Annotated in this window: 23 protein-coding genes and 2 tRNA genes; 19 read left to right on the top strand and 6 right to left on the bottom strand. The window is 51.9% G+C overall.

Features of this window, described 5'->3' with window-relative positions; translation table 11 throughout:
* Positions 1-55: 55 nt before the first annotated feature.
* Positions 56-625 carry an NUDIX hydrolase gene (locus tag ACO0LM_RS16385; protein WP_423038329.1) on the bottom strand — a complete coding sequence of 190 codons (570 nt, stop codon included), beginning with the start codon at positions 623-625 and terminating at the stop codon, positions 56-58.
* Between the two features lie 127 nt (positions 626-752).
* On the opposite strand from ACO0LM_RS16385, the gene ACO0LM_RS16380 reads away from it, so the two are divergent.
* Positions 753-829 (top strand) — tRNA-Met (locus tag ACO0LM_RS16380).
* A 265-nt stretch (positions 830-1,094) separates the two neighbouring features.
* Here the strand turns inward: ACO0LM_RS16380 and ACO0LM_RS16375 are convergent.
* Positions 1,095-1,265 carry a hypothetical protein gene (locus tag ACO0LM_RS16375; protein WP_423038328.1) on the bottom strand — a complete coding sequence of 57 codons (171 nt, stop codon included), beginning with the start codon at positions 1,263-1,265 and terminating at the stop codon, positions 1,095-1,097.
* A gap of 211 nt (positions 1,266-1,476) precedes the next feature.
* On the opposite strand from ACO0LM_RS16375, the gene ACO0LM_RS16370 reads away from it, so the two are divergent.
* From ACO0LM_RS16370 to ACO0LM_RS16310, 13 genes are all read left to right on the top strand, one after another.
* Positions 1,477-2,148: a lysozyme inhibitor LprI family protein gene (locus ACO0LM_RS16370; RefSeq protein WP_423038327.1), complete on the top strand. Its 672-nt coding sequence runs from the start codon at positions 1,477-1,479 to the stop codon at positions 2,146-2,148.
* A gap of 172 nt (positions 2,149-2,320) precedes the next feature.
* Positions 2,321-2,710 (top strand): VOC family protein, encoded by a 390-nt coding sequence (locus tag ACO0LM_RS16365; protein ID WP_423038326.1) that lies wholly within the window; start codon positions 2,321-2,323, stop codon positions 2,708-2,710.
* Positions 2,711-3,257: 547 nt separating this feature from the next.
* On the top strand, positions 3,258-4,355 hold the full coding sequence (gene scpB / locus ACO0LM_RS16360; RefSeq protein ID WP_423038325.1) for an SMC-Scp complex subunit ScpB: 1,098 nt from the start codon (positions 3,258-3,260) through the stop codon (positions 4,353-4,355).
* Positions 4,356-4,494: 139 nt separating this feature from the next.
* Positions 4,495-6,195, top strand: coding sequence for a pseudouridine synthase (locus ACO0LM_RS16355; protein ID WP_423038362.1), 1,701 nt, complete (start codon positions 4,495-4,497; stop codon positions 6,193-6,195).
* A 298-nt stretch (positions 6,196-6,493) separates the two neighbouring features.
* Positions 6,494-6,979: a ribosome maturation factor RimP gene (rimP, locus tag ACO0LM_RS16350; RefSeq protein ID WP_186949349.1), complete on the top strand. Its 486-nt coding sequence runs from the start codon at positions 6,494-6,496 to the stop codon at positions 6,977-6,979.
* The gene (gene nusA, locus ACO0LM_RS16345) at positions 6,976-8,535 is read left to right on the top strand and encodes a transcription termination factor NusA (RefSeq protein WP_422987548.1); all 1,560 of its coding nucleotides are present in this window, start codon (positions 6,976-6,978) and stop codon (positions 8,533-8,535) included. Before rimP ends, nusA begins: the two co-directional genes overlap by 4 nt.
* Before the next feature lie 47 nt (positions 8,536-8,582).
* The gene (infB, locus tag ACO0LM_RS16340; RefSeq protein WP_423038324.1) at positions 8,583-11,462 is read left to right on the top strand and encodes a translation initiation factor IF-2; all 2,880 of its coding nucleotides are present in this window, start codon (positions 8,583-8,585) and stop codon (positions 11,460-11,462) included.
* Positions 11,463-11,519: 57 nt separating this feature from the next.
* Positions 11,520-11,909, top strand: a complete 390-nt coding sequence (gene rbfA / locus ACO0LM_RS16335; RefSeq protein WP_422987550.1) for a 30S ribosome-binding factor RbfA — start codon at positions 11,520-11,522, stop codon at positions 11,907-11,909.
* A gap of 60 nt (positions 11,910-11,969) precedes the next feature.
* Entirely contained in the window at positions 11,970-12,902 is a 933-nt protein-coding gene (gene truB, locus ACO0LM_RS16330; RefSeq protein WP_423038323.1) for a tRNA pseudouridine(55) synthase TruB, read from the top strand.
* A 110-nt stretch (positions 12,903-13,012) separates the two neighbouring features.
* On the top strand, positions 13,013-14,851 hold the full coding sequence (typA, locus tag ACO0LM_RS16325; protein WP_422987552.1) for a translational GTPase TypA: 1,839 nt from the start codon (positions 13,013-13,015) through the stop codon (positions 14,849-14,851).
* Between the two features lie 107 nt (positions 14,852-14,958).
* Positions 14,959-15,822 carry a DMT family transporter gene (locus ACO0LM_RS16320; RefSeq protein ID WP_423038322.1) on the top strand — a complete coding sequence of 288 codons (864 nt, stop codon included), beginning with the start codon at positions 14,959-14,961 and terminating at the stop codon, positions 15,820-15,822.
* A gap of 87 nt (positions 15,823-15,909) precedes the next feature.
* Positions 15,910-17,286, top strand: a complete 1,377-nt coding sequence (gene yegQ, locus ACO0LM_RS16315; protein ID WP_423038321.1) for a tRNA 5-hydroxyuridine modification protein YegQ — start codon at positions 15,910-15,912, stop codon at positions 17,284-17,286.
* 70 nt (positions 17,287-17,356) lie between these two features.
* Positions 17,357-17,653, top strand: coding sequence for a DUF1294 domain-containing protein (locus ACO0LM_RS16310; RefSeq protein ID WP_423038320.1), 297 nt, complete (start codon positions 17,357-17,359; stop codon positions 17,651-17,653).
* Between the two features lie 108 nt (positions 17,654-17,761).
* Here ACO0LM_RS16310 and ACO0LM_RS16305 read toward each other — a convergent pair.
* The 3 genes from ACO0LM_RS16305 to dusA all read right to left on the bottom strand — a co-directional run bounded on the left by ACO0LM_RS16305 (position 17,762) and on the right by dusA (position 19,863).
* Positions 17,762-17,837, bottom strand: a tRNA-His gene (locus ACO0LM_RS16305).
* Between the two features lie 107 nt (positions 17,838-17,944).
* The gene (locus ACO0LM_RS16300) at positions 17,945-18,511 is read right to left on the bottom strand and encodes a hypothetical protein (protein ID WP_423038319.1); all 567 of its coding nucleotides are present in this window, start codon (positions 18,509-18,511) and stop codon (positions 17,945-17,947) included.
* A 311-nt stretch (positions 18,512-18,822) separates the two neighbouring features.
* Positions 18,823-19,863, bottom strand: coding sequence for a tRNA dihydrouridine(20/20a) synthase DusA (dusA, locus tag ACO0LM_RS16295; RefSeq protein ID WP_423038318.1), 1,041 nt, complete (start codon positions 19,861-19,863; stop codon positions 18,823-18,825).
* 295 nt (positions 19,864-20,158) lie between these two features.
* Between dusA and ACO0LM_RS16290 the strand changes: the two genes are divergently transcribed.
* From ACO0LM_RS16290 to ACO0LM_RS16270, 5 genes are all read left to right on the top strand, one after another.
* Positions 20,159-20,878, top strand: a complete 720-nt coding sequence (locus tag ACO0LM_RS16290) for a Crp/Fnr family transcriptional regulator (RefSeq protein WP_423038317.1) — start codon at positions 20,159-20,161, stop codon at positions 20,876-20,878.
* Positions 20,879-21,110: 232 nt separating this feature from the next.
* Positions 21,111-21,920, top strand: coding sequence for a Crp/Fnr family transcriptional regulator (locus ACO0LM_RS16285; protein ID WP_423038316.1), 810 nt, complete (start codon positions 21,111-21,113; stop codon positions 21,918-21,920).
* 322 nt (positions 21,921-22,242) lie between these two features.
* Positions 22,243-23,046 (top strand): Crp/Fnr family transcriptional regulator, encoded by an 804-nt coding sequence (locus ACO0LM_RS16280; protein ID WP_423038315.1) that lies wholly within the window; start codon positions 22,243-22,245, stop codon positions 23,044-23,046.
* A 109-nt stretch (positions 23,047-23,155) separates the two neighbouring features.
* Positions 23,156-23,989, top strand: coding sequence for a response regulator (locus ACO0LM_RS16275; protein ID WP_423038314.1), 834 nt, complete (start codon positions 23,156-23,158; stop codon positions 23,987-23,989).
* Between the two features lie 145 nt (positions 23,990-24,134).
* Positions 24,135-25,421 (top strand): NRAMP family divalent metal transporter, encoded by a 1,287-nt coding sequence (locus tag ACO0LM_RS16270; protein ID WP_423038313.1) that lies wholly within the window; start codon positions 24,135-24,137, stop codon positions 25,419-25,421.
* Between the two features lie 41 nt (positions 25,422-25,462).
* Here the strand turns inward: ACO0LM_RS16270 and ACO0LM_RS16265 are convergent, their stop codons facing one another.
* The gene (locus tag ACO0LM_RS16265) at positions 25,463-26,215 is read right to left on the bottom strand and encodes a tetratricopeptide repeat protein (protein ID WP_423038312.1); all 753 of its coding nucleotides are present in this window, start codon (positions 26,213-26,215) and stop codon (positions 25,463-25,465) included.
* Positions 26,216-26,235: the final 20 nt, after the last annotated feature.

The following is a 26,235-nucleotide window of genomic DNA, read 5'->3' as shown; positions in this document are numbered from 1 at the left end:
CCTGCGCCCGGTTCAATCATGCATATCGGTCACGATTAGCCGCGATTAACCACGATCAGCCATGCCGTATGGGCTTAAAAATATCATGCGCATGCACCTCATATTGCCCACCCTGTTTCACCTGCGCCAGGTTGGCAAAGAAAAATTTCAACGTATGCGTCGTGGTAGGAAAGGCGATGTCTTCCCAGGGGATCTGTTCTTCAGAAAACAGCGCCACTTCCAGGCTTTCCACGCCTGCAGCATAATCCAGGTCAAGCAGGGTGGCGCGATAAAACAGATGCACCTGATGTACATGTGGCACGTTCAGAATCGAAAACAGTTCATGTAACTTGATATGGGCACCAGCTTCTTCGTCTGTTTCGCGCTGCGCAGCCTGTGATGTGGTTTCATTGTTTTCCATAAAACCGGCAGGCAAGGTCCAGAAACCCAGGCGCGGCTCAATCGCACGCCTGCACAGCAAGACCTTGGTCACGCCATCATCTTCCCATACCGGAATAGAGCCAACCACCATCTTGGGGTTTTGATAGTGGATAGTGCCGCAAGCCGGACAGACAAAACGTTCACGGGTGTCATCAGCAGGAATTTGCAAGACGACTGGGGACGCACATTCAGAACAGAATTTCATGAGAAAAAGAGTGGAAATTGGCGAATCCTCAGAGTGTAACACCTGTCCACCCAACTACCGCAATAGTCCGAATCCCATAAAAGGATTGCGCAGAGCAGCAAAACAATGTATAGTTTCATTCTTCAGACGCGGGGTGGAGCAGTCTGGCAGCTCGTCGGGCTCATAACCCGAAGGTCGTAGGTTCAAATCCTGCCCCCGCAACCAAGTATTCAAGCCCTTGATCAGGAATGATCAAGGGCTTTTTGCTTTGCTGGTGAAATAGCATTTCCCGTAGGCGCGATCAGTGCAACGTAGTCGCACGCATGTTAAGTGCCAAAATTCCAATAGCTATCTCAAAACAATGTCTGACACGTCGCACATTTGTCAACCAGGTTTCGTCTGGTGCGACGTGACACTATTCTTCAAGGGTGTAGCTGACTACTACCGTCATGCGTGCGAATGCGCGGGGCTTCGCACGTGGACTATGGCACTACTGTTTCTCTTTGCTACCTTTGCGATAATAAATGACGCCAAGAACAAAAAGGATAATGGGCATGCCGATAGCGACAAAGCCCTGTTCACTGAAATGCTGAACATTTAGCAGGAATAAGATTGCGCCTACGATCATGCCTATCAAACCAGAAGTTTTTTTGCTCCACATTATTACGCGTTCCTTTTTTGCTGCTGATGATTGATCTTATAAAAATTGATAATGCCGTCCAGCATTTTAAGAGGATTTGATCAAAAATTGCGCTTTATATTCCCTGCGCCAGCTTGCTGGTATGCATGGACCGCATCAAGTTTGACACTTGTAATTATCGTATTTTTGAATATGCTGGCAGTTTCCCAGATCGTGTTTTGTGAGGTGCCTCATGAATTTTTGCCGATACCGCATCGGCCTTGTTTTCTGCACGCGCTTGCTGGTGCAGGTAAGCCTTGTGACCAGCTCATCCACTCAGGCGGCCAGCTTTGATTGCGCCAAGGCAAGGACGCCCACTGAAAAAGCTATTTGTGCTGAGCCATCCCTATCCAGTCTCGATACCGAAGTGGGGCAGGCATTCAAGGCGGCGCAGGCTTTGTGGCCTGCGGGAAACTGGAAGGATTTTTTGCGGGCAGAGCAGCGTGAATGGCTGAAGACCCGTGATGCTGAATGCAAGTCTGATGTGACTTGTCTCAAAATGGATTATGGGCGCCGTTTGAAGTTTTTGCGTCATCCTCACCTGAAGTATATGGGACGTTATGTCGTCGGCACATGCCCGGCGAGTGGCAAGTATCTGGATGTGACGCCAAGTTATCCGCAAGATGGGGTGGAGGTCTTGTTGTATCTGTGCCCTAACCCGGCAGGCAATGTGCTCTTGCAGGCCGCTGGCAAAGTGAATCCTAATGGTGAACTGCGTTTTGAAGATGCCGGCTGCGCGCGCAGTCTGCGTTTTGAGCAAGACCTGGTGATTTTATCGAGTGCGGATAAGGGGCGTTGCGCATTGTCGGTGAAAGATGATCGCTTTCAGCGTGATCCTCGCAAATCACCTTATGAAAGCGAATAATTAATCGTCGGTTTTTTTGCATGGGCAAGCGTTTAACCCGCTTATTTAGCGCACTTATTTAACCCGCTTAATTACAGGACGCAGTTTTATAGTTGCCCTCGATTGGAAAAAAATTAGTAAAATGAAATGATTTTCCTGTGCCTTGATCTTCGGCTTGCCAAGGAGGAATACCATGTCCATAGAACTCGACCATGCGATAGTCCCAACGCGGAATAAGCGGGCTTCTGCCAAACTGCTGGCGGAATTGCTTGGCGTACCCTGGGCACCGACCTCTCTGGGGCCGTTTGCTCCGGTGTTTATCAGTGATAGCCTGACCCTGGATTTTATGGATACCGAGGAAGACTTCCCTATATATCACTTTTGCTTTCGTGTCAGCCCGCAGGACTTTGACGACATACTGGGGCGCATACAAGCGGCGGGCATTGCCTACCGCAGTTCGGTGCGTGGCCCCATGGACAGGCAAATCAATACAGAATATGGTGGCAGCATGATTTACTGGAATGAGCCTGATGGACATCAGTGGGAAATGCTGACGGTTAGTTATGCGCGCCAGCCGGGTTGAAGTGGATATGAATTGGTGGCTGCATGATTTATTGTAATAAATATACTTTTATTTGATGTGGCTCAACCGATAGTGAGAGTGGTATCTCAATCCTGTCGTGCAAATTTTTCCAATGCGTGTTAATCTCGCGCCTCACGTTTTGGCGTGGGGTTGCAAGAGGGCTTGTGGTTGGCTCTTTGGTGGTGGGAGTGTTCAGGCAGACAGGCGTCAGGTTTATCGCGCCATTGCCGGGAGCAGCTAATTTACCGCTGCTGATCTGGAATTCATTAAAAAGCCACGTCACATCGTGGCTTTTTTATTATTTGATGACGATATTTTTGATTGTCTGTGAATTTCTGGACTACAATCCAGTGTCTACTAATTTTAGGGATTGCGCGCCGTTTGATTCAGTGCGCGACCGATCAGTCCCTACTCGCCCGCATGAAGGGCGTTGCTGCCAGGTTGGTGGCAACATAATTTATTTAATACAAAACTGGTGTGGGTCGAAGCAGCTGTTTTTTCAGTTGCTTTGCTGCATAACATCAACTAAACCCGTGTAATTATTTGCATGAATACTGCTGAGGCAAAACGAGTCCTCGAAACAGCCTTGTTATGCGCGCCTGAGCCGCTAACGGTCAATACCATGAAAAAGCTGTTCCAGGATGCGGACGATCAAGGTGATGTGGTCGGCGCAGATACCATCAAACTGATGCTGGAAGGTTTGCGTAACGACTGGTCGGATAAGGGCATAGAACTGGTGGCACTGTCTACCGGCTGGCGCTTTCAGAGCAAGCCGGAAATGCGCGCCTATATCGACAGGCTAAACCCGGAAAAACCACCGAAGTATTCAAGGGCTACGCTGGAAACCCTGGCTATTATTGCCTATAGGCAACCGGTTACCCGTGGTGATATTGAAGAAATCCGTGGTGTGACCGTGGCTTCGCAAATGATCAAGACGCTGGAAGACCGCGGCTGGATAGAAACCATAGGCCATCGTGATGTGCCGGGACGTCCATCCCTGTTTGCCACGACCAAGCAGTTTCTGGATGATCTGGGTCTGTCGTCGCTGGATCAACTGCCGCCTTTGCAGCAAGTGACCAAAGATGCGGTGGAGGAAGAGGCACCTGAACTGACAGCGCTGGATGAAGGCATGTTTGCCGCAGTGAATGAGGCGGTTGCTGAAAACGCGGCTGATAGTGCAGGAGCGGCCATCGTTGAAACCGCCGTTGCCGATATGGTGGCCGGCGCTGACGTGGTATCAAGCAAGCTTGCACCCGATGAAGCTGTGCCTGATCAGGTGGAGACAGCATCAGAGAGGGTATCAACTGCGGTTGTTGATGACGCTGCCGATGCCGATGCTGCGCAAAGCCAGCAAACATTGGCCGCGCAGGAGGTTGTCACCGATGCTGTCGTTAGTGCGGCAGAAGCGATATCCGCACCAGCGGCAGAATCAGGTCCAGTTGTACAAGAACAAGCAGTAGAGCAAGCTGCCCCTGCACAAGAGGTGGCAGAAGTAGTGGTCGAGGCATCCGTCATGGAGCCCGGCGAAGAATTGAGTGATGTTGGGGGTGAAGCTCAAAACGTCACAGAATTGCGTGATCAGGTGGCTGATGTAGCAGCGCCGGATAGTTTACCAGGCGCGGCAGACAGCCAGTTGCCTCCATGAGAACCAAAGAATGAATCCAATGAATCCTGAAGATGTGAATGCTGACCAAGCAGATAGTGGTGCGGGCGCAAATGATAATGGCCCGGCTGGTGCCGATGAAGCGAAGCCTGCCAAGCGCGGTGTACGTGGTCCGCGCAATATGCGTCGTTCCCGACCGAAGACCGAAGGCGCAGAGGCAGCAGTAGAAGCCGCCGGTGACGAAGTGCCTGCATCCGCAGAAGCAGCTTCAGGCGAGGCCCCGGTAAAGAAAGCACGTGCCCCCCGCGCCCCAAGAGCGCCGCGCGCCCCGCGTGCCGTCAGCGCAGAAGCAGGCGAAGACAAACAGCCCGTGGCTGAGCAGGCAGTGCCTGTGGAAGCAGGTCAGCAGACAGAGCGCAGTGAACGTGCAGAACGTCCGCCACGTGGCGATCGCGCAGAGCGCGGCGAACGTCCGGCCCGTGGCGACAGGGCAGAGCGTGGTGACCGCGCCGAACGCGGCCCGACCGAGCGCGGCCCGACCGAACGCGGCCCACGCCAGAATGCGGCCCATGCCGCCAGCAAATCCAAGCGCCCGCAACAGCAGGCACGCGGTGGCCGGCCGACAGGCAATAATGCCGATGATGTGTTTTCTTTTGTGACGTCTGAAGCGTTTGATGTCTCATCGCTGGATGACGCCAAAGCTAAAGGCCGTGCCAAGCCAGTGCGCCGTGACCTGACTGCGGATGATGATGCGCCTAAATTGCATAAAGTATTGGCCGAAGCTGGCCTGGGTTCGCGCCGCGACATGGAAGAACTGATCGTCGCTGGCCGTGTATCCGTGAATGGTGAACCGGCCCATATCGGCCAAAGAATTCTGCCGACTGACCAGGTGCGTATCAATGGCAAGCCCATCATGCGCAAAGTCAGTAAAAAACCGCCACGCGTACTGATTTATCACAAACCGGCTGGCGAGATTGTCAGTAATAGTGACCCTGAAGGCCGTGCTTCGGTATTTGAAAGCCTGCCGACCATGAAGGTGGGCAAGTGGCTGGCAGTAGGGCGCCTGGATTACAACACCGAAGGTTTGCTGCTGTTCACCACATCTGGTGATCTGGCTAACCGTCTGATGCACCCGCGTTATGGTATCGAGCGTGAATACGCCGTACGTACCCTGGGTGAACTGGAAGAAGGCATGCGTCAGCGTTTGCTGGCAGGTGTCGAGCTGGAAGATGGTCTGGCGCAATTCTCCAAAATTACCGATGGTGGTGGCGAAGGCGTCAACAAATGGTACCGCGTCATTATTGGCGAAGGCCGTAACCGTGAAGTCCGCCGCATGTTCGAAGCAGTTGGTCTGACGGTGTCGCGCCTGATACGTACACGTTATGGTGCCATGACTTTGCCAGCGAATCTGAAACGTGGCCGTTGGGAAGAGCTGGAAGAAGATGCAGTACGCAGCCTGCTGAAAATCAGTGGACTGGAAAAAGTGGGTGGCGACAAGCCGGCACCAAAAACCGGCAAACCGTTTGGCAATAAACCCCCAGGTTTTGGTACTGGCCCATTTAGCCAAAAGCAAGTCGGCTTCCCTATGTCCAGTGGGCGTGGTGAAAGTGGACGTGGCGAAGGTGGCCGTGGCGAATACGGTGCAGGTCGTGGCGGTAGCGGTGCCAACGGCAACAAGGCGGGCGGCAATGCTGGTAATAACGCCGGTAATAACGCCGGTAATAATGCCAATGGCAAAAAACGCAGCCGTCAGCCAGACCCTATGCAGACCGCATTGGGCTTCCCTGATGCTGGGCAGCAACGTCGTGGCCCGACCTCGCGCGGAAGTGGCCAGGCCATAGGGCAGGGGATCGCGGCGCGCAGGCGTTCTCGCGGTGCCTGAGCACCTGCTTTTGCCCTGTTTTGTGGCAGATGGTCGTGTTGAAATTACCTCGTTTTCCATTGCGACGAGGTAATTTATCGTTTATAATCTTGTAGTTAGCAGAATTTGCCTTTATTGATTTCAAATCTTGGCGCTACAAAAAAGATGGGCAGTAGCCCATTTTTTTTTGGTTTTCCCGATTATCGGTTTGATGTGGCAGTCGCGGAGCGACGCCCGTTGCGTGAGTTTTGCCGGTTTTTTGGTGGTGCATGCTGACCTGGTTTGTGAAATGTGAAGCAGTGTTTTTCGGAGAATAAGTTTGGCTTTGTTGGATTTGATAGAGAAAACCGTCAATGGTACCGGATACGATCTGGTGGACTTTGAGCAGGCCGAGCGCGGTCTGTTCCGGGTTTATATTGATTTTTTACCGGAAGACCTTGAGCGCGGCAATATCACGGTGGAAGACTGCGAAAAAGTCAGTCACCAGTTATCGCATGTGCTGACGGTTGAAAACGTCAATTACAGTCGCCTGGAGACTTCTTCTCCCGGTCTCGACAGGCCGCTCAAAAAAGTCGCTGACTATGTGCGCTTTGCTGGTGAGAAAGCCAATGTGAAATTGCGTATGCCCATGCCGGGCACGCCAAATCGCAAAACTTTCGAAGGCGTCTTGCACGAGCCCGAAGGTGAAAATCTGAAGCTCGAATTTGAAGTAAAAGATGGGTCGGCCATGCTGGAGTTTACGCTCGCCGATGTGGATAAGGCACGCCTCGTGCCGCAAGTGGATTTTAGGAGTCGCAAAGCATGAGTCGTGATTTGTTGTTATTGGTGGATGTGCTGGCGCGTGAAAAGAACGTCGATGAAGAGGTTGTTTTCGGATCGCTGGAGCATGCTTTGGCGCAAGCGACAAAAAAACGTTTTCCCGGTGAGGTTGATATTCGCGTAGAAATCGACCGTGATACTGGTGAATTCCGCTCTTTCCGTCGTTGGCATGTAGTGCCTGATGAAGCAGGCCTGCAATTGCCGGATCAGGAAATCCTGCATTTTGAAGCAGTCGAAGATGATCCTGAAATCCAGGTCGATGACTACATCGAAGAAGAAATTGAATCGGTAGACTTTGGTCGCCGTTTTGCCCAGGATACCAAACAGGTTGTCTTGCAGCGTATCCGCGATGCGGAACGTGAACAGATCCTGGCGGATTTCCTGGAACGTGGTGATTCACTGGTAACCGGTACCATCAAGCGTATGGAACGTGGCGAAGCCGTGGTTGAATCCGGCAAGATCGAAGCCCGTCTGCCACGTGACCAGATGATCCCTAAAGAAAATCTGCGTGTTGGTGACCGTGTCCGTGCCTATATCCTGCGCATAGACCGCAATGCACGTGGACCGCAAGTCATCTTGTCCCGTACTGCGCCAGAATTCATCATGAAATTGTTCGAGCTGGAAGTGCCAGAAATCGAACAAGGTTCCCTGATCATCAAGTCCGCCGCGCGTGACCCTGGTGTGCGTGCAAAAATTGCCGTGTACACCAGCGACAAACGCATAGACCCTATCGGCACTTGCGTCGGCATGCGTGGTTCACGCGTGCAGGCCGTGACTGGCGAACTGGGTGGCGAACGTGTGGATATCGTCTTGTGGTCTGAAGACCCGGCGCAATTCGTCATCGGTGCACTGGCCCCGGCGAATGTCTCGTCCATCATGGTCGATGAAGAAAAACACGGCATGGACGTAGTCGTCGATGAAGAAAACCTGGCAATCGCGATTGGCCGCAGCGGACAAAACGTTCGCCTGGCAGCTGAATTGACGGGCTGGCAAATCAACATCATGACAGCTGAAGAGTCTGCCAATAAAGCCGAGCAAGAAACCGCCGGTATCCGCAGCCTGTTCATGGAAAAACTCGACGTCGATCAGGAAGTCGCCGACATCCTGGTAGATGAAGGTTTCTCCAGCCTGGAAGAAATTGCTTACGTACCGATCAGTGAAATGCTGGAAATCGAAGCCTTTGACGAAGATACCGTCAATGAGTTGCGTAACCGTGCCCGCGATGCCCTGCTGACAGAAGCGATTGCTTCCGAAGAAGGTCTGGAAGGCATGGATGATGAACTGGTCAACCTCGAAGGCATGACCCGTGTCACCGCAGGTAAGTTGGGTCTGGTTGGTATCAAGACACTGGCAGCTTTTGCCGGTTTGGCATATGACGAATTTGGCGCGATCCTGGCATTGTCTGCCGACCGCGCCCGTCAATTGATTAAAGAAGCATTTGAAGATGTGACTGATGATGAGATGAAACTCATCGACGCTAAATATGATGATCAGGCCAAGGCGTTGTTAGCCAAAGCCTGGAAACTCGTAGAAGCTAAGTAATTCACGGGTTTGAATCTCATAACGCGCACATAGAAAAAGAGGACTGAATGGCGAGTAACAATGTAGCCCAATTTGCCACCGAGCTGAAGATGTCAGCAGATTTGCTGCTCACGCAATTGCGTGCGGCGGGCGTCAGTAAGAGCTCGACCTCAGATTCGCTGACAAAGGAAGACAAAGATAAGCTCCTTGAGCATCTGCGTCGTTCCCACGGCGTATCTGCGGACACAGAAAAGAAAAAAATCACCTTGACTCGTAAGGAAACGACCGAGATCAAGCAGGCGGATGCTACTGGGAAATCTCGTACCATTCAGGTTGAAGTGCGTAAAAAACGTACTTTCGTCAAACGTGATGATGCCCCTGCTGATGAAACACCGGGCGTAGCACCGGTAGTTGATGCTGCAGAACAGGCACGCAATGAAGAAGAAGCGCGTCGCGAAGCAGAACTGATTGCACGTCAGGAAGCAGAACTGCTTGAAAAGCAAGAGCGTCTGGCCAAGCTGGAAGCTGAAAAAGAAGCCCAGGCGCAAGCCATGCGTGAAGCTGAATTGGCAGAAGCCGCCAAGGCCGAAGCTGAACGAGTGAAAGCGGAACAGGCTGCTGCGGTTGCCAAGACCGTTGACGTCAAATCGCCAGATGCCAAGTCTGCGGATGTGAAGCCAGTGCAAGCTGCGGTGGACGAAGATAAAAAACGTCTGGATGCAGAAGACGCGAAGAAAAAAGCAGCGACCGGCGTCAAAGAAGCGGTTGAGCGCGCTGCTGCAACTGAAAAAGCCCGCAAAGCAGTGGCGGATGAAGTTGCGCAAATTAAAGAAATGATGAATGCAGCACGCCGTCCGGCGAAAGCACCGGAACCGGTTGTTGCTGCCGCACCTAAAGTTGCTGAAGGCACCTTGCACAAACCTGCTGACAAAAAAGTCGCAGAGAAAAAGCCGGGCGCACCTGCAGAGAAAAAAGACGAGAAGAAACCAGCCGTTGCTGACAAGAAGGCGATCAAATCTGCCAACGTGTCTTCCACCTGGCAGGACGACGCTGCGAAAAAACGCGGCGGTGGCCTGAAAACCCGTGGTGATACTTCCGGTGGCCGTGATGGCTGGAAAGGTGGCCCTAAAGGCCGTCGCAACAACCACCATGATGACCGCGAATCCAACTTCCAGGTGCCGGTAGAAGCCATCGTCAAAGATGTGTTTGTACCAGAAACCCTGACAGTGGCTGAACTGGCACACAAAATGGCGGTCAAGGCATCCGAAGTCATCAAGCATTTGATGAAACTGGGCCAGATGTGCACCATCAACCAGGTACTTGATCAGGAAACAGCAATGATCCTGGTGGAAGAGATGGGTCATAAAGCCTTTGCTGCAAAACTGGATGATCCTGAAGCCATGCTGACGGATACCACTGAGCACGGTGAATATGAATCCTTCCCGCGCGCACCGGTAGTGACTGTCATGGGTCACGTTGACCATGGTAAAACTTCCTTGCTGGATTACATCCGTCGCGCCAAAGTCGCGTCTGGTGAAGCCGGCGGCATTACCCAGCATATTGGTGCTTACCACGTTGAAACACCGCGTGGCATGATCACCTTCCTTGATACACCAGGCCATGAAGCGTTTACCGCGATGCGTGCCCGTGGTGCCAAGGCGACCGATATCGTTATTCTGGTAGTGGCTGCGGATGATGGTGTCATGCCGCAAACCAAAGAAGCGATTGCCCATGCGAAAGCAGCTGGCGTGCCTCTGGTGGTGGCTATCAATAAAATTGACAAGCCAGGTGCCAATGCAGATCGCGTGACACAAGAATTGATCGCTGAAAGCGTCGTGCCTGAAGAATACGGTGGTGATTCACCATTCGTGCAAGTATCGGCAAAAACTGGTCTGGGTATTGATTCCCTGCTGGAACACGTCTTGCTGCAAGCTGAAGTGCTGGAACTGAAAGCACCGAAAGATGCACCTGCCAAAGGTCTGGTCGTCGAAGCGCGTCTGGATAAAGGTCGCGGTACTGTTGCCACTATCCTGGTGCAGTCCGGTACCTTGAAGCGTGGTGACGTGGTATTGGCCGGTTCTGCTTATGGCCGTGTCCGTGCGATGCTGGATGAAAATGGCGCGAATATTGCCGAGGCTGGTCCATCCATCCCGGTAGAGATTCAAGGTCTGACAGAAGTGCCGTCCGCCGGTGAAGAAGTGATGGTCATGGCTGACGAACGCAAAGCGCGTGAAATCGCCTTGTTCCGTCAAGGTAAATTCCGTGACGTCAAACTGGCGAAACAGCAGGCAGCCAAGCTCGAAAACATGTTCGAAAACATGGGCGAAGGCGAAGTCAAGAACCTGCCTATCATCGTCAAGACCGACGTACAGGGTTCGCAAGAAGCACTGGTGCAATCCCTGGTCAAGTTGTCGACCAGCGAAGTACGTGTACAGGTGGTGCATGCAGCAGTTGGCGGCATTTCCGAATCAGACGTCAACCTGGCAGTTGCTTCCAAGGCAGTCATTATCGGCTTTAATACCCGTGCCGATGCATCTGCCCGTAAATTGGCAGAATCGAACGGCGTTGACATCCGCTACTACAACATCATTTACGATGCAGTAGATGAAGTCAAAGCAGCCTTGTCCGGCATGCTGGCACCAGAAAAACGCGAACAGATCATTGGTATGGTCGAGATTCGTCAGGTGTTCGTGGTCAGCAAGGTTGGCGCGATTGCCGGCTGTCTGGTTACCGACGGTATGGTCAGGCGCACCTCTTCTGTCCGTTTGCTGCGCAACAACGTGGTTACCTGGACAGGCGAGCTGGATTCGCTCAAGCGTTACAAAGACGATGCCAAAGAAGTCAAAGCCGGTCTGGAATGCGGTCTTTCACTGAAAGGCTACAACGAGATTCAGGTTGGTGATCAGCTTGAAATATTTGAAGTACAAGAGATAGCACGTACTCTGTAACTCAAGATAACCCCGGACCAGTTCCGGGGTTGTGGTTTATGGAGATGTAAGAAAATTATGGCAAAACATAGCAAAAATATCCCCGGTCGCGGCCTGCGTGTAGCAGACCAGATTCAACGTGACCTGGCAGAAATTATCTGGTCTGAACTGAAAGACCCGCGTGTAGGCATGATCACGCTGACAGAAGTGCAACTGACCCCCGATTACGCGCATGCAAAGGTGTATTTCACCACGCTGGTAGATGACCCTGTTGCGATCAAGAACACCATTGAAGCCCTGCTCAAGGCATCCGGTTTCCTGCGCAATCAACTGGGTCTGCGTCTGCACATCCATACCTTGCCGCAACTGCATTTTGTGCATGACACATCCACCATCCGTGGCATGGCCATGTCAAAACTGATCGATGAAGCCAACGCCACCCGCGCCAAAGACGACGGCGAAGACTGACCGAAGACTTGACCAAAGACTTGATATCAGCACGCGGCCCGGCAACGGGCTGCTGACAACATGACGACTCCGCAGATAAAAAGAAAGCGCGTGCCTGTGCACGGTGTATTGCTATTGGATAAACCGGTTGGTTTTTCCAGCAATGATGCCCTGATCAAGGCCAAGCGTTTTTTGAATGCCGCCAAAGCCGGGCATACCGGCACGCTGGACCCATTCGCCACCGGCTTGCTGCCTTTGTGCTTTGGTGAAGCCACCAAGTTTTCCCAGGATTTGCTGGAAGCAGATAAAACCTATACCACCGTGGTACATCTTGGCGTCACCACCACAACCGGCGATACCGAAGGTGAGGTGCTGGAAGAAAAACCGGTGGATGTCAGCCTGGAACAAATCCAGCAGGCATTGCAGCAATTCACCGGCCCCATACAGCAAGTGCCACCCATGTATTCAGCGCTCAAGCGCGATGGCAAGCCCCTGTATGAATATGCGCGTGCCGGCATCACGCTGGAACGTGAAGCGCGCAGTGTCGTCATTCATGAGCTGGAATTGCTGGCCTATGAGGCACCTTTCCTGAGCCTGAAGGTCAAATGCAGCAAAGGCACCTATGTGCGGGTGCTGGGTGAAGACATAGGCGCCACGCTGGGCTGTGGTGCCCATCTGAAAGAATTGCGACGCATAGGCGTCGGCCATCTTGTTTTGGAGAAATCCATTACCCTGGCGCATCTTGAAAGCCTGCCCGAAGCAGAACGCCTGGCCTTGCTGGACCCGGTCGATGCCTTATTGTCCAGTTTTGCCCCTGTCTACCTGAACGACGAACTGTCGCGCCGGTTTTTGCATGGGCAACGCCTGGCATTAAACAAAGAAGAAGTCACATTACCCATTGAAACTGGCCGCGTTCGCGTCTATCGTGAAACGGACAGACAACTGCTGGGTTCTGCTCAGTTGCAGGAATACGGCATCCTTGCGCCAGAGCGCCTGATTGTCACTGAGCATTGAATTTGTCATCGCGCGGTAGCAACTCCTTGAAATAATAGGAGTTTTTCTACTTTTGCGCTGCAGCATGTTATAATCGCAGGTTATCCGATTTACCCCATAAGAACGCTATCATGTCTACTACAAAACGCGCTATTCGTAACATCGCCATTATCGCCCACGTCGATCACGGCAAAACCACTCTGGTTGACCAGTTATTGCGTCAGTCCGGTACTTTCCGTGACAACCAGCAGGTTGATGCCCGTGTGATGGATTCGAATGATATCGAAAAAGAGCGCGGTATCACCATTTTGTCCAAGAACTGTGCTGTTGAATACAAGGGCACACACATCAACATCGTCGATACCCCCGGCCATGCTGACTTTGGTGGTGAAGTAGAGCGTGTTTTGTCCATGGTGGACAGCGTTTTGCTGCTGGTTGATGCACAAGAAGGCCCAATGCCGCAAACGCGTTTTGTGACGCGCAAAGCGCTGGCACTGGGTTTGAAACCTATCGTTGTCGTCAACAAAGTCGATCGTGAAAACGCTGACCCACAAAAAGCCGTCAATGCGACTTTTGAACTGTTCGACAAACTTGGCGCAACCGATGAACAACTCGATTTCCCTATCGTGTATGCATCCGGTTTCAAAGGCTATGCAGGTCTGGAAGATTCCGTACGCGAAGGCAACATGGAACCTTTGTTCGACGCTATCCTGAAACACGTTCCTGCGCGTGAAGATGATCCGAATGGCCCGCTGCAATTGCAGATCACTTCTCTGGAATACTCTTCCTACGTTGGTAAAATCGGCGTTGGCCGTATCCTGCGCGGTCGCGTCAAGGCATTGCAAGACGTCGTCTGGATGAACGGTCCTGACGACAAGCCAACCAAGGCACGTATCAATCAGGTACTGACTTTCCAGGGCCTGGATCGCGTATTGGTTGACGAAGCCTTGGCTGGCGACATCGTGCTGATCAACGGTATTGAAGAAATCGGTATCGGCTCCACCATTTGCGCCCCGGATGTACCAGATGGCCTGCCTATGCTGAAAATCGATGAACCTACACTGACCATGAACTTCATGGTGAATAGTTCCCCACTGGCTGGTCGTGAAGGCAAATTCGTGACCACACGTCAGATCCGTGATCGTCTGGACCGCGAATTGAAATCCAACATGGCCTTGCGCGTGGTGCAGGCTGAAGGTGATGATTCCACCTATGAAGTGTCTGGTCGTGGTGAGTTGCATCTGACCATCCTGATCGAAAACATGCGTCGTGAAGGTTTCGAGCTGGCTGTATCCCGTCCACGTGTGGTCTTCAAAATGGTCGATGGCGAACGTCACGAACCCTATGAAAACCTGACTGTAGACGTAGAAGAAGCCAACCAGGGTGGCGTCATGGAAGAGTTGGGTCGTCGTCGTGGTGACCTGCAAAACATGGAACCGGACGGCAAAGGTCGTGTTCGTCTGGAATACCGTATTCCTGCGCGTGGCCTGATCGGCTTCCAGGGCGAATTCATGACACTGACACGCGGTACAGGTTTGATGAGCCACGTGTTTGATGAATACGCACCAGTCGACAATTCCAAAGGCGAACTTGGTGGCCGTCGTAATGGCGTACTGATCTCGCAAGATGATGGCGCAGCAGTTGCCTACGCTATCTGGAAATTGCAAGATCGCGGCCGTATGTTCGTCAGCCACAATGACCCAGTATACGAAGGCATGATCATCGGTATCCATTCCCGTGACAATGACCTGGTAGTGAACCCGATCAAGGGCAAGCAATTGACCAACGTTCGTTCTTCCGGTACAGATGAAGCGGTGCGCCTGGTTCCACCTATCCAGATGAACCTGGAATACGCGGTTGAATTTATTGACGATGATGAACTGGTTGAAGTCACACCTAAGAGCATTCGTCTGCGCAAGCGCTTCCTGAAAGAGCACGAACGTAAAAAGGCATCACGCGAGGTAGCGTAATCCCTGCTTATTGACGCGGCAGTGCCGCGTCAATATCAACCCGTTTCGCTCTTGCTGTATGCCAGAGCCAAACGGGTTTTTTTATTTGGATCAAAATGCAACATAAAATGACGCATCGCAAAGCGGTGATACTGATGATCTGCGCCGCGACCTTGTGGAGTATCGCCGGTGTATTTACCCGCCACCTGGAAGTGGCACGTGGTTTTGAAGTGACGTTCTGGCGCAGTTTTTTTGCTGCCCTGTTCATTGCCGGCGTCATGCTCAGGCAATACAAGTGGGCCTTTATCCCGCGTCTGCGCCTGCTGGGCAAGTTGGGCATCTTGTCCGGCTTTATGTGGGCCACCATGTATAGCTGCTTCATGATTGCGCTGACCATGACCACGGTGGCAAATACCTCAGTCATGGAAAGCCTCTCGCCCTTATTTACCGCTTTGCTGGCCTGGCTGGTATTGCGCCAGAAAATCCCTGCCCGTACCTGGTGGGCGATTGCTGCTGCCTGCGTCGGCATGGGCTGGATGTTTATCGGCAGTATTTCAGAAGTTGACAGCCGTGGCTTGCTGGGCATGCTGATTGCGTTCGGCATACCGCTGGCAGCATCGGCCAATGTCATCATTCTGAAAAAAGGTGGGCATGCGGTTGACCTGGTGCCTGCCGTGTTTATGGGCGGCACCATTTCTGCACTGCTGATGCTGCCATTCGCCTGGCCGTTTCATGCCTCGTTGCATGACATTATTATTCTGGCCATCCTGGGTTTTTTCCAGCTGGGCTTTCCTTGCATGCTGATGGTTAAAGCATCCGGCAGCCTGACTGCGCCAGAAATCGCCTTGCTGTCTTTGCTGGAAGTCTTGCTGGCCCCCATCTGGGCCTGGCTGGGGGCCGGTGAAGTGCCTGCCACTGCCAGCATCTATGGCGGTGCTGTGGTACTGGTTGCCCTGGTTTTCAATGAGCTGACGGCCATGCGCGATGATTGATCTGCATCAAATAGCGGGAAGGTAAATTTTGCAGGGGCAGGGCGCGGTTATACAATCGCGGACATTTTTCTTTTCGGATAACCCGCCATGATTGCCACTCCCGTCAAAGCCCCTGAACTTCTCTTGCCCGCCGGTTCGCTGGAAAAAATGCATGCCGCTTTCGACTTTGGTGCCGATGCGGTCTATGCAGGGCAGCCACGCTATAGCCTGCGTGCACGCAATAATGAATTCTCTACCCTTGATGTATTGCAGCAAGGCATAGATGGTGCCCATGCGCGTGGCAAACTGTTTTTTGTCGCCAGCAATATCTTCCCGCACAATAGCAAGCTGAAAACCTATCTGCGCGATATGGAACCCGTCATCAACATGAACCCCGATGCCCTCATCATGGCTGACCCCGGCCTGATCATGATGGTGCGCGAAAAATGGCCAGAAGTGCCAGTGCATTTTTCAGTGCAGGCGAATGCCGTCAACTGGGCGGATGTCAGATTCTGGAAAAAGATGGGCCTGACCCGCGTCATCCTGTCGCGTGAATTATCGCTCGATGAAATAGAAGAAATCCGCCAGCAATGCCCGGATATGGAACTGGAAGTGTTCGTCCACGGTGCCTTGTGCATCGCCTATTCTGGCCGCTGTCTGCTATCCGGCTATTTCAATCACCGCGACCCCAACCAGGGCACCTGCACCAATTCCTGCCGCTGGGACTACAAGGTAGAAAACGCCACCGAAAATGAAACCGGTGACCTGGCACGTATCCCGGTCGAGAGTATCAAATTCAATTACCAGCAAGCGCTGGAAGAAGCCAATCAATCTTTTTCCGCCATGGGCGACCTGCCGCGTCATCCCCTGGCTGATCGCCCTTACTTGATAGAAGAAGGCGGCAAACCTGGCCAGTTCATGCCAATACTTGAAGATGAACATGGTACCTACATCATGAATTCAAAAGACTTGCGCGCCGTAGAACATGTGGAACGCCTGGCTAAAATCGGTATCGATTCACTGAAGATCGAAGGCCGCACCAAGTCCTTGTACTATGACGCCCGCACCGCCCAAACCTATAGACGTGCGATTGATGATGCAGTGGCCGGTCGTCCGTTTAATACCGACCTGTTGGGCCAATTGAATGGCCTCGCCAATCGCGGTTATACCGACGGTTTTTATCAGCGCCACCATACGCAAGAACATCAAAACTATATGGAAGGCGTTTCAAAGGCGCATCGCAGCCAGTATGTAGGCCAGGTTTTGCGGGTGGCAGATGGCTGGGCAGAAGTCGAAGTCAAAAACCGTTTTGCCGTCGGCGATGAGATAGAAATCATCTCACCAAATGGCAATGAAATTATCCGGCTGGCAGAAATGCGCAATAGCGATAATCAATCCTTAAACATCATCGGTGGGGCAGGGCATAAGGTCCGCATTCCGCTGGGTGCCAGATATGAAAAAGCACTGCTGGCCAGAATGTTGTGATGGCTGTCATGTTGGGCATGTAATAATCTGCATTTTTAACGCTGTGCCCTGATGGGGCGAATTGCTGCTTATGCCTGCTGTTGATCCCCGTTTCTTGTTGCCCGGCCTGCTGCTTATGGTGTATGCCGTCATGAGCCTGGTCACGCTATGCATGTACGCCATCGACAAATCTGCTGCCGCCAAGCGTGGCCCCAGAATTTCCGAACGCAGCTTGCTGCTATGCGGGCTGGCAGGTGGCTGGCCGGGTGCCATCGTGGCACAAAGCGTTTTTCGGCATAAAACACAGAAGACCTCTTTCAGACACGCCTTTTTTGCTACGGTCATTCTTAATCTGGCGTTTCTTGCTGCCATTATTACCATGTTGTAAACAGCTACTGCATTGTTGACCTAGCAGGACTTAAGCAAAAAAAACAAAAAAGCCTAGTGTTTAAACTAGGCTTTTTACGCTAACCAATTGATTTAATTAGCAAATTCTTGGGGTGACCGATGGGGTTCGAACCCACGACAACAGGAATCACAATCCTGGACTCTACCAACTGAGCTACGGCCACCACTGTGTTACAACCTTGCATTTGTAGCGCAAGAGAGCTCCGCATTATACGAGGAAACGGGCTTTTTGGCAATGCTTTCTTTATTGACAGGCTGCCCTGGACTTGCTTTAGCCTCCGCCGCCCATGCTACCCCCGCCCATTCCACCACCCATGCCACCACCACGCTGGCGTCCCATGCCGCCTTTTTGCTTGCCACCTTCGCCGGATTCAGGGCGTTTCATTTTGTCTGGGTCCTGCGTTGCTCTCAACGACGATAACATGAACATTTGCAGCATTTGTCGCTGTTTGTCGTCCAGTGCGTCGTTGATGTTCAGCACCAGTTCACGCATCTGTTTATTTTCTTGCGCGGTGGTTTGTTCTTCCTGTTCGATTTGCGGTGTCAGCTCACGCAATTCGACATTGTTTTGTTCCAGGCGTTGTTCCAGCTCTACCTGCATGCGTTCACGGCGGATATCGCGCTGGCGGCGCATGGCTTGCAGTTTGTTTTCTGTCTGTTGCCACAGCACTTGCTGGTTGGCATTCAGGTTCAATTCTTTCTTCAGTTCATTTGCTTTTGCCAGCAGGCCATCGAAACGCAAATCCATGATGGGGGTGGCATGCGCCTGTTGAGCAAGTAAGGGTGAAAAAACCATACCCAAAGCAAAAACGAAATTGATGGAGGTTTTGTGCAGCATATCTGGATTCCTGTATATCGACAGAGAGGTGTTGAAATAAAAAAGCCTACGCAAGTGATTGCGTAGGCAACCTCACTGTCGTAGTGAGTTGAAGGATCGTGCGAGAAAACAGGGTCAATATATTCCTGCGTTTGCCCCTGCTGACAAGCTATTACAAATTCTTACGTATGTACTGATAAGGACATAAAACAGGGGCTTAGCGTTACATGAATCTTTACAATTTATACGTTTCTCTACAGTTTGATACAGACAAAACGGGCTTCTCTCCTGAATCTTTTGGATCAGGAGTGATGACGGACGGTCGCTGGGGTTTATTCGGAAAACTGCTCTTCGCGGTTTTTTTCTTGCAAGGCAACTTGCTGCATGCGTGCGACGGCTTCCAGCAATAATTCTGGATTGCCGAGTGCGAGTTTTTTGCTGTCAGACAGAATTTGCCTGAAGCTGCGCGCACCTATCAGGCCTGTCATCAGGCCCAGCATGTGGCGCACGATGGTGTTCAGGCGCAGACCTTTGCCATCATTGCCATACAGTTCCAACTGGCGGTGTATGTAAGGCACCATGCAGGTGATGATTTCTTCGCGTGTTTTGACCGGGCTGTTGTCGCCATAAAAGTGGGCGTCAAAACTGGCCATGAAATACGGGTTGTGATAAGCCTCGCGACCTATCATGACGCCATCCACATGTTGCAGATGCAGATCCATGTCTTCGGTCGTTTTGATGCCGCCGTTGAGGATGATTTCCAGGTGTGGAAACTCTTGTTTCAGGCGGTAGGCGTAATCGTATTTCAGCGGTGGGATTTCGCGGTTTTCTTTCGGGGTCAGTCCCTTGAGGATGGCATTTCTGGCGTGCACGACAAAAGTCTGGCAGCCAGCTTCTGCCACCGTACCGACGAAGTCACGCATGAATTCGTAGGAATCGACATCATTGACACCTATCCTGTGCTTCACCGTCACATCGATGGATACGGCATCTTTCATAGCCTTGACGCAGTCTGCCACCAACTGTGGTTCAGACATCAGGCAGGCACCAAAGGCTCCTTTTTGCACGCGTTCAGAAGGGCAGCCGCAATTCAGATTGACTTCGTCGTAACCCCATTCCTCCGCCATTTTGGCGCATTGTGTCAGGTCAGCGGTTTCACTTCCGCCCAGTTGCAGGGCAACAGGGTGTTCGTCCGGATTAAATTCCAGATGACGTTGTGCATCACCGCGCAGCAGGGCTCCGGTGGTGACCATCTCGGTATAGAGCCAGGTATGACGGGTGATATGGCGATGGAATTGGCGGCAATGTCTGTCAGTCCAGTCGAGCATGGGGGCAACAGAGACGCGGCGCGAAGGTATTGCAAGGTTATTCACGATAAAACGAAACAGCGATTCACAATCCGCTATTGTAACCTTTGTACTCTGCTCCGGGACTTTTACCTTTCAGTCCGACCATGCAATGAAAACAGCGAATCATGCCTGTTCCGCACTCTTTGTGAAGCGAATTGAATATCGACGTGATTTATTTCAATTTAATTACGTTTATGGGGTGAGTTGTGTGCGCAAGCGCGCATAGAAAATTTACATCACGTGATAGCCTCTGGTCAGAAATCTGCTTGCACTCACGCAATACAGAAACGTTACCAGAACCAAGGGCTTAAAAACGCGAATGCTTCAACTTCACAGCCCTTTACAAAATCATCTGCTTGCTGCTTTACCTGCTGCTGAGTTTAGTGCTCTGGCGGCCGGGCTCGAATTGGTGTTGATGGCCACTGGCGATGTGCTGTATGAATCAGGCGTGAAGCAGCAATTCGTTTATTTCCCGACGACGGCCATAGTATCTTTGCTGTATGTGCTGGAAGATGGGGTGGCAGCCGATATTGCTGCTGTCGGTAAAGAAGGTGTGGTCGGCATTTCCTTGTTCATGGGCGGCGATACCACTCCTAATCGTGCCGTGGTTCAAAGTGAAGGCCATGCCTATCGCTTGCGAGGGCCGATTTTAAAAATACAATTTGACCGTGCTGGCCCGCTCTTGCGGGTGTTGCTGCGTTACACCCAGGCCCTGATTACGCAGATGACGCAGACCGCCATTTGCAACCTGCACCATACGGTGGAGCAACAATTGTGTCGCTGGCTTTTGTTAAGTCTCGACCATTTGTCATCTGACAGCGTGCATATTACCCAGCAACGCATTGCCAATTCCCTGGGGGTCAGGCGTGAAAGGGTGGCAGAAGCTGCCGGGCGCCTGCAGCGTGCAGGTTTGATCAGTTACAGTCGTGGCGCTATCATGGTGCTGAACCGGCCTGGGCTGGAAGAAGTAGCCTGCGAATGTTATATGGTGATCAGAAAAGAGTTTGATCGCCTGCTGTCAGATATTCCTTTACAGTAAATTCCCTTATGGATGTGTTTTGCGTTGGCGTGATTCTGCATGCTCCCACATGGTTTCGCACGGTCCCGTGTGTCCCCATTCACGCCAGCGGATAATAAGACTTGGCTATACGAGTCTGTATATGAGTGATGGCGCACATACACCGGCTCAAATCCTGCTACTCTGTAGGTAGATACTCCAGTCTAACCAATCCATGTCGTTCCGTTCCGGGATGGCAGTAAAAAGCCTACCCATGACCATCCTCCACAACCCTTTGCAAAATCATTTGTTGGCGGCACTGCCGCATGCAGAATTTGAACGTATTGCCGTCCATCTTGAGCTGGTAACCATGCCTTTAGGGCAGGCGCTGTATGAGGCCGGTGCTACCTTGAATTATGTGTATTTCCCGACGACTTCCATTGTTTCCCTGTTATATGTGCTTGAAAACGGCGCATCCGCTGAAATTGCCATTGTCGGCAATGAGGGCATACTTGGCATTTCACTGTTCATGGGTGGGGAAACCACGCCCAGCCGTGCGGTTGTCCAATGTGCAGGTTTTGGTTATCGTTTGCAGTCCCAATTCCTCAAAGATGAATTTAATCGCGCTGGCCCCTTCCTGCGTTTGCTGTTGCGCTATACCCAGGCCTTGATCGCACAGATGACCCAGACTGCCGTCTGTAACCGCCATCATTCCATCGAGCAACAACTGTGTCGCTGGTTATTGCTGAGCCTGGATCGCTTACCCTCGGATTCGGTTTCCATGACACAGGAACTCATCGCCAATATGTTGGGCGTCAGGCGTGAAGGCGTTACTGGGGCTGCGGGCAATATACAAAGATTGGGGCTGATCAACTATAGCCGTGGCAAGATCGATGTCATAGATCGCCCTGGCCTGGAAAAAGTGGTCTGCGAATGTTATGCCGTCGTGAAGCATGAATTTGACCGTTTGCTGTCCGACATTTCGCCTGGTGATCCTTTGCAAGTATTAGGACCATCTGACCCACGTAGTGCCGGCAAATCTCCAGTCATTGGCCATGTAAATAATGGCCATACTAACAACTGAATAAAATCAGTTTCATTCAGACCCCAGAGTAAATCGGGGCGGTCTGTGCGCTAGCACACAAAGAAATTCCTTTAAAGCTGCGATAGTTTGTCCCGTAGCGGATTAATGACGGCATTTTTAGCAATGTGGTTAGTCTTGTTTTGTTATTTGCTCTTGTGCTGATGGCAGGAGGAGGAATTGTCGTGTTTCTTTTTCTATATGTGTGATATCGAACAGACATGGAATTTATCAGTGTTTTACAATTAATCAAGCGGAATATTGTGCGCAGAGCAATAGTGTGCGTGTTCCTCCTCTTATTCATCATGAAAAGCAGGAGCTTGATATGGTCATCACCAATGATCCGAACCAGAATTACCTGTTAGCAGCTTTGCTGGATACTGAATTCAACCGCTTGTCACCTTATCTTGAACTGGTCCCCATGTCCTTGGGGGATGTCTTGTATGAATCGGGTGGCAAGTTGCAGTATGTGTATTTCCCGACGACGTCCATTGTTTCCCTGCATTATTTGCTCGAAAACGGAGGTTCATCTGAAATTGCCGGTGTCGGCAATGAAGGGGTGGTGGGTATTTCACTTTTTATGGGAGGGGATTCCACACCCAGCCGGGCGGTGGTACAGACTGGCGGATATGGGTATCGCCTGAAGTCACAGGTCTTGATGGACGAATTTAATCGTGCCGGCCCCGTATTGCGGCTGTTGTTGCGCTATACGCAGGCACTGATTACCCAGATGTCGCAGACTGCGGTGTGCAATCGCCATCATTCGGTAGAGCAGCAATTGTGCCGCTGGCTGTTGCTAACCCTGGATCGCATGCCCACCAATGAACTGACGATCACGCAGGAATTGATCGCCAATATGTTGGGAGTGCGACGCGAAGGTGTGACCGAGGCTGCCGGCAAGCTGCAGACCTTTGGCTATATCCGCTACCGTCGTGGTCATATTACGGTGGTGGACCGGGGCGGCCTGGAAGAAAATGTTTGTGAATGCTATGAAGTCGTCAAGAAGGAATTTGCGCGCCTTTTATGCGATGTCAGGCAACGTCAGGGCGATCAATCTGTGGTGGCTACGGTAGTGTCTTTGCCACAGGTACGCAAAATGGGTGTATTGGTGAACCGTATAGGTTTATGAGAGTGTTTGGATTTTTACCGGAATCAACATAGCGATCTTGCTTTTTTCTTTTAGAAAAATCATGGGGACCATCTCATGGCTATAGAGTTGAGTTCTAAATGATATTTTTTTGAAAGAATGTATGCTGGATGCGGTTGAAATACTGAGTGCCAAAATCTTGATTGTGGATGATCAGGAAGCCAATGTGGTACTGCTGGAGCAGATGTTGCTCACGGCTGGATATACCGCCGTCAGTTCGACCCTGGACCCACAGGGCGTCGCTGTCTTGCATGGGGCACACCGGTATGATCTGATTTTGCTGAATCTGCAAATGCCATCCATGGATGGTTTTGAAGTCATCGATTTGCTAAGAGAGCTGGAACAGGAACCCTATTTGCCAGTCTTGGTGGTCACTGCTGACACCAGCCAGCAAATGCAGGCCTTGCTCGCTGGCGTCAGGGATTTTGTCAGCGTGCCTTTTGATTTGATTGTGGTGCAAACACGCATACGCAATATGCTGGAAGTCAGGCTGCTATATCAAAAACTGGAAGCCAATAATCTGCGCCTGGAAGAATTGGTCATGGCGCGCACTGCAGAATTACGTGCAAGCGAAGCCCGGTTCAAAAGTTTTACTCAATTGTCTACCGACTGTTATTGGGAACAAGATGTTCAGGGTAATTTCACCAGTGTGTCTGGCCCGGTGTTTGAAATGCTGGGCATTGTAGATGACCAGATGCAGGGCATATCGCCCGCTGGTTTGCCTGGCTGGAATGTGGAAGAGCACGCGCAACTGGACGCCAACATCAAAAACCGTCGCCCTTTTCTGGATTTCATTTATAGCCGCAAAAGGGCAGATAGCAGCATGCAATACCTGCAGGTCAGTGGTGAACCGATATTCGATTCAGCCAGCCGTTTTACTGGCTATCGGGGAATTGGCGTTGATATTACGTTGAAACAGCGTTGATATGGATCGCGCTGCCCGGGTTGCGCATAGTGCACTATCAGTTAATATGCCCAACCATACTATGAAACTATCGCGCCAGCGCTTTGTTGCCGTCATTTTCCTGCCGTAATTTTACTGTCGTTTTGCCGTTATTTTACTTCTGTTCATGACTGTTTCAAGCCCTATCAAAGCAACGCAGACAACTGAGACATCCTGGCTGAAAAAACTGGGGCCGGGCCTGATTACCGGTGCGGCGGACGATGACCCCAGCGGCATTGCCACGTATTCCCAGGCTGGGGCACAGTTTGGTTTCAATATGCTGTGGACGGTGCTGTTCACTTATCCACTAATGGTGGGCATACAGGTCGTCAGTGCACGTATCGGGCGGGTCAGCGGCCATGGCCTGGCGACCAATATCCGTCGCCATTATCCTGCCTGGCTGCTGTATGCCATTGTCAGCCTGCTGCTGGTTGCCAATACCATCAATATCGCGGCAGATGTTTCTGCCATGGGCGAAGCGCTGAAACTGTTGATCGGTGGCAGGGCACACTGGTATGCGGTGGGTTTTGGCATTATCTCTTTGCTGCTGCAGGTGTTTGTGCCTTACCGGCGCTATGTGCGGCTGTTGAAGTGGCTGACGCTAGCTTTGCTGGCCTATGTGGCCACCGTCTTTGTGGTGCAGATTCCCTGGTCCCAGGTCATACAAAAAGCCCTGATGCCGCAACTGTCCTGGAGGCCGGAATATGTGACCACCGTGGTAGCAGTATTTGGTACGACCATCAGCCCGTATCTCTTTTTCTGGCAAGCTTCTCAGGAAGTAGAAGAGATGGAAGGCGACCCCGTTGCGCGACCCTTATTGCAGGCACCGGAGCAGGCTGCCGCCAATATGAAACGTATCAAAATCGATACCTATATCGGCATGGCGTTTTCCAACCTGGTGGCCTTCTTTATTATTTTGACGACGGCGGTGACACTGAATTTGCACGGCATCAGCGAGATACAGACTTCCGCCCAGGCCGCGATGGCCTTGCGCCCAATTGCAGGCGAATTTGCATTCATGCTGTTTAGTGCCGGCATCATAGGTACCGGCTTGCTGGCCATACCCGTGCTGGCAGGCTCATCGGCGTATGCGATGGCAGGCGCATTCAAATGGAAAAACAGCCTGGAACGTTCGCCCATGAACGCGAAGCAGTTTTACGCCATTATTGCGCTATCGACAGTGATAGGCATAGTACTGGGCTTTACTGCCATCGACCCCATCAAGGCACTGTACTGGAGTGCGGTGATCAATGGCGTTATTTCCGTCCCCATCATGGTAGTGATGATGCTGATGGCGGCAAGATCCGACATCATGGGGCAGTTTGTGATAACCCGCAGCTTGAAGATATTGGGTTGGCTGGCCAGCCTGATGATGGCCATTGCCGTCGTCGCCATGTTTGCCACCATGTTGTAAAACCTGCTATCGATTGCGAATCGATGGCAGGCAAAGGGTATTCACTGATACCTGTTCCAGCGCATCAGGCGTTCGTCGGATGCTTCCTTGATCAGGTGTCTGGCTTTCAGGCTGTCTTTTTCAACATGCTGGCTGCCGGTTTCCAGTTCCATGGCCAGCGCCTGGATGGCGACCGGGTATTCCAGTTCGGCAGATTCTTCCAGCCATTTTCTGGCTTGCAGCGGGTCTTGTGTCACGCCTTCACCGGCTGCATACGCATTCGACAGCAAGAACATGGCCTGGGCATTGCCTTGCTGGCTGGCGATGGTTAACCACTGGACCGAGCCTGCCACATCCTGCCTTACACCTTGCCCGTATTTGGCCATGCGTGCCAGCATGAAGCTGGCTTTGCCATTTTTGTTTTTTGCTGCGGCTTCATACCATTTCCATGCTTGCGCATAATCCTGTTTCAAACCCAGGTGTGCTTTGTAGTGTGCTTCTGCCAGTTGAAACTGGGCCTGGTCATCACCGCCTTGCGCCGCTTTTTCCAGCCATAGCAGGGCGTCATTGTAATGTGTGGGCGCGATGGAATAGGCCAGCCCCAGTTCACGCTGGGCGACCGGGTTGCCCGCTTGTGCCCATTGAGTCAGGGCTTGCAGTGCGGATGGTGATTGTGCATGCAGGGCCTGTATGCCGGCAGATTCGATTTCTGCGTTGCCTGGCATGGTTGCCGCCGGGGTGCAGGCGTTCAAAAGAATCAGGGCGGCGACTGTAAATGCATATTCTACATATCCGGTTTTACTTGGCTTGTGCATAGTGGTATACATAAGATGTA

Source organism: Undibacterium sp. Di26W, assembly GCF_049340265.1.
Classification (GTDB): Bacteria; Pseudomonadota; Gammaproteobacteria; order Burkholderiales; family Burkholderiaceae_D; genus Undibacterium.
The sequence above is the reverse complement of the archived record's forward strand: the minus strand, read 5'-3'. Positions and strand labels throughout refer to the sequence as shown.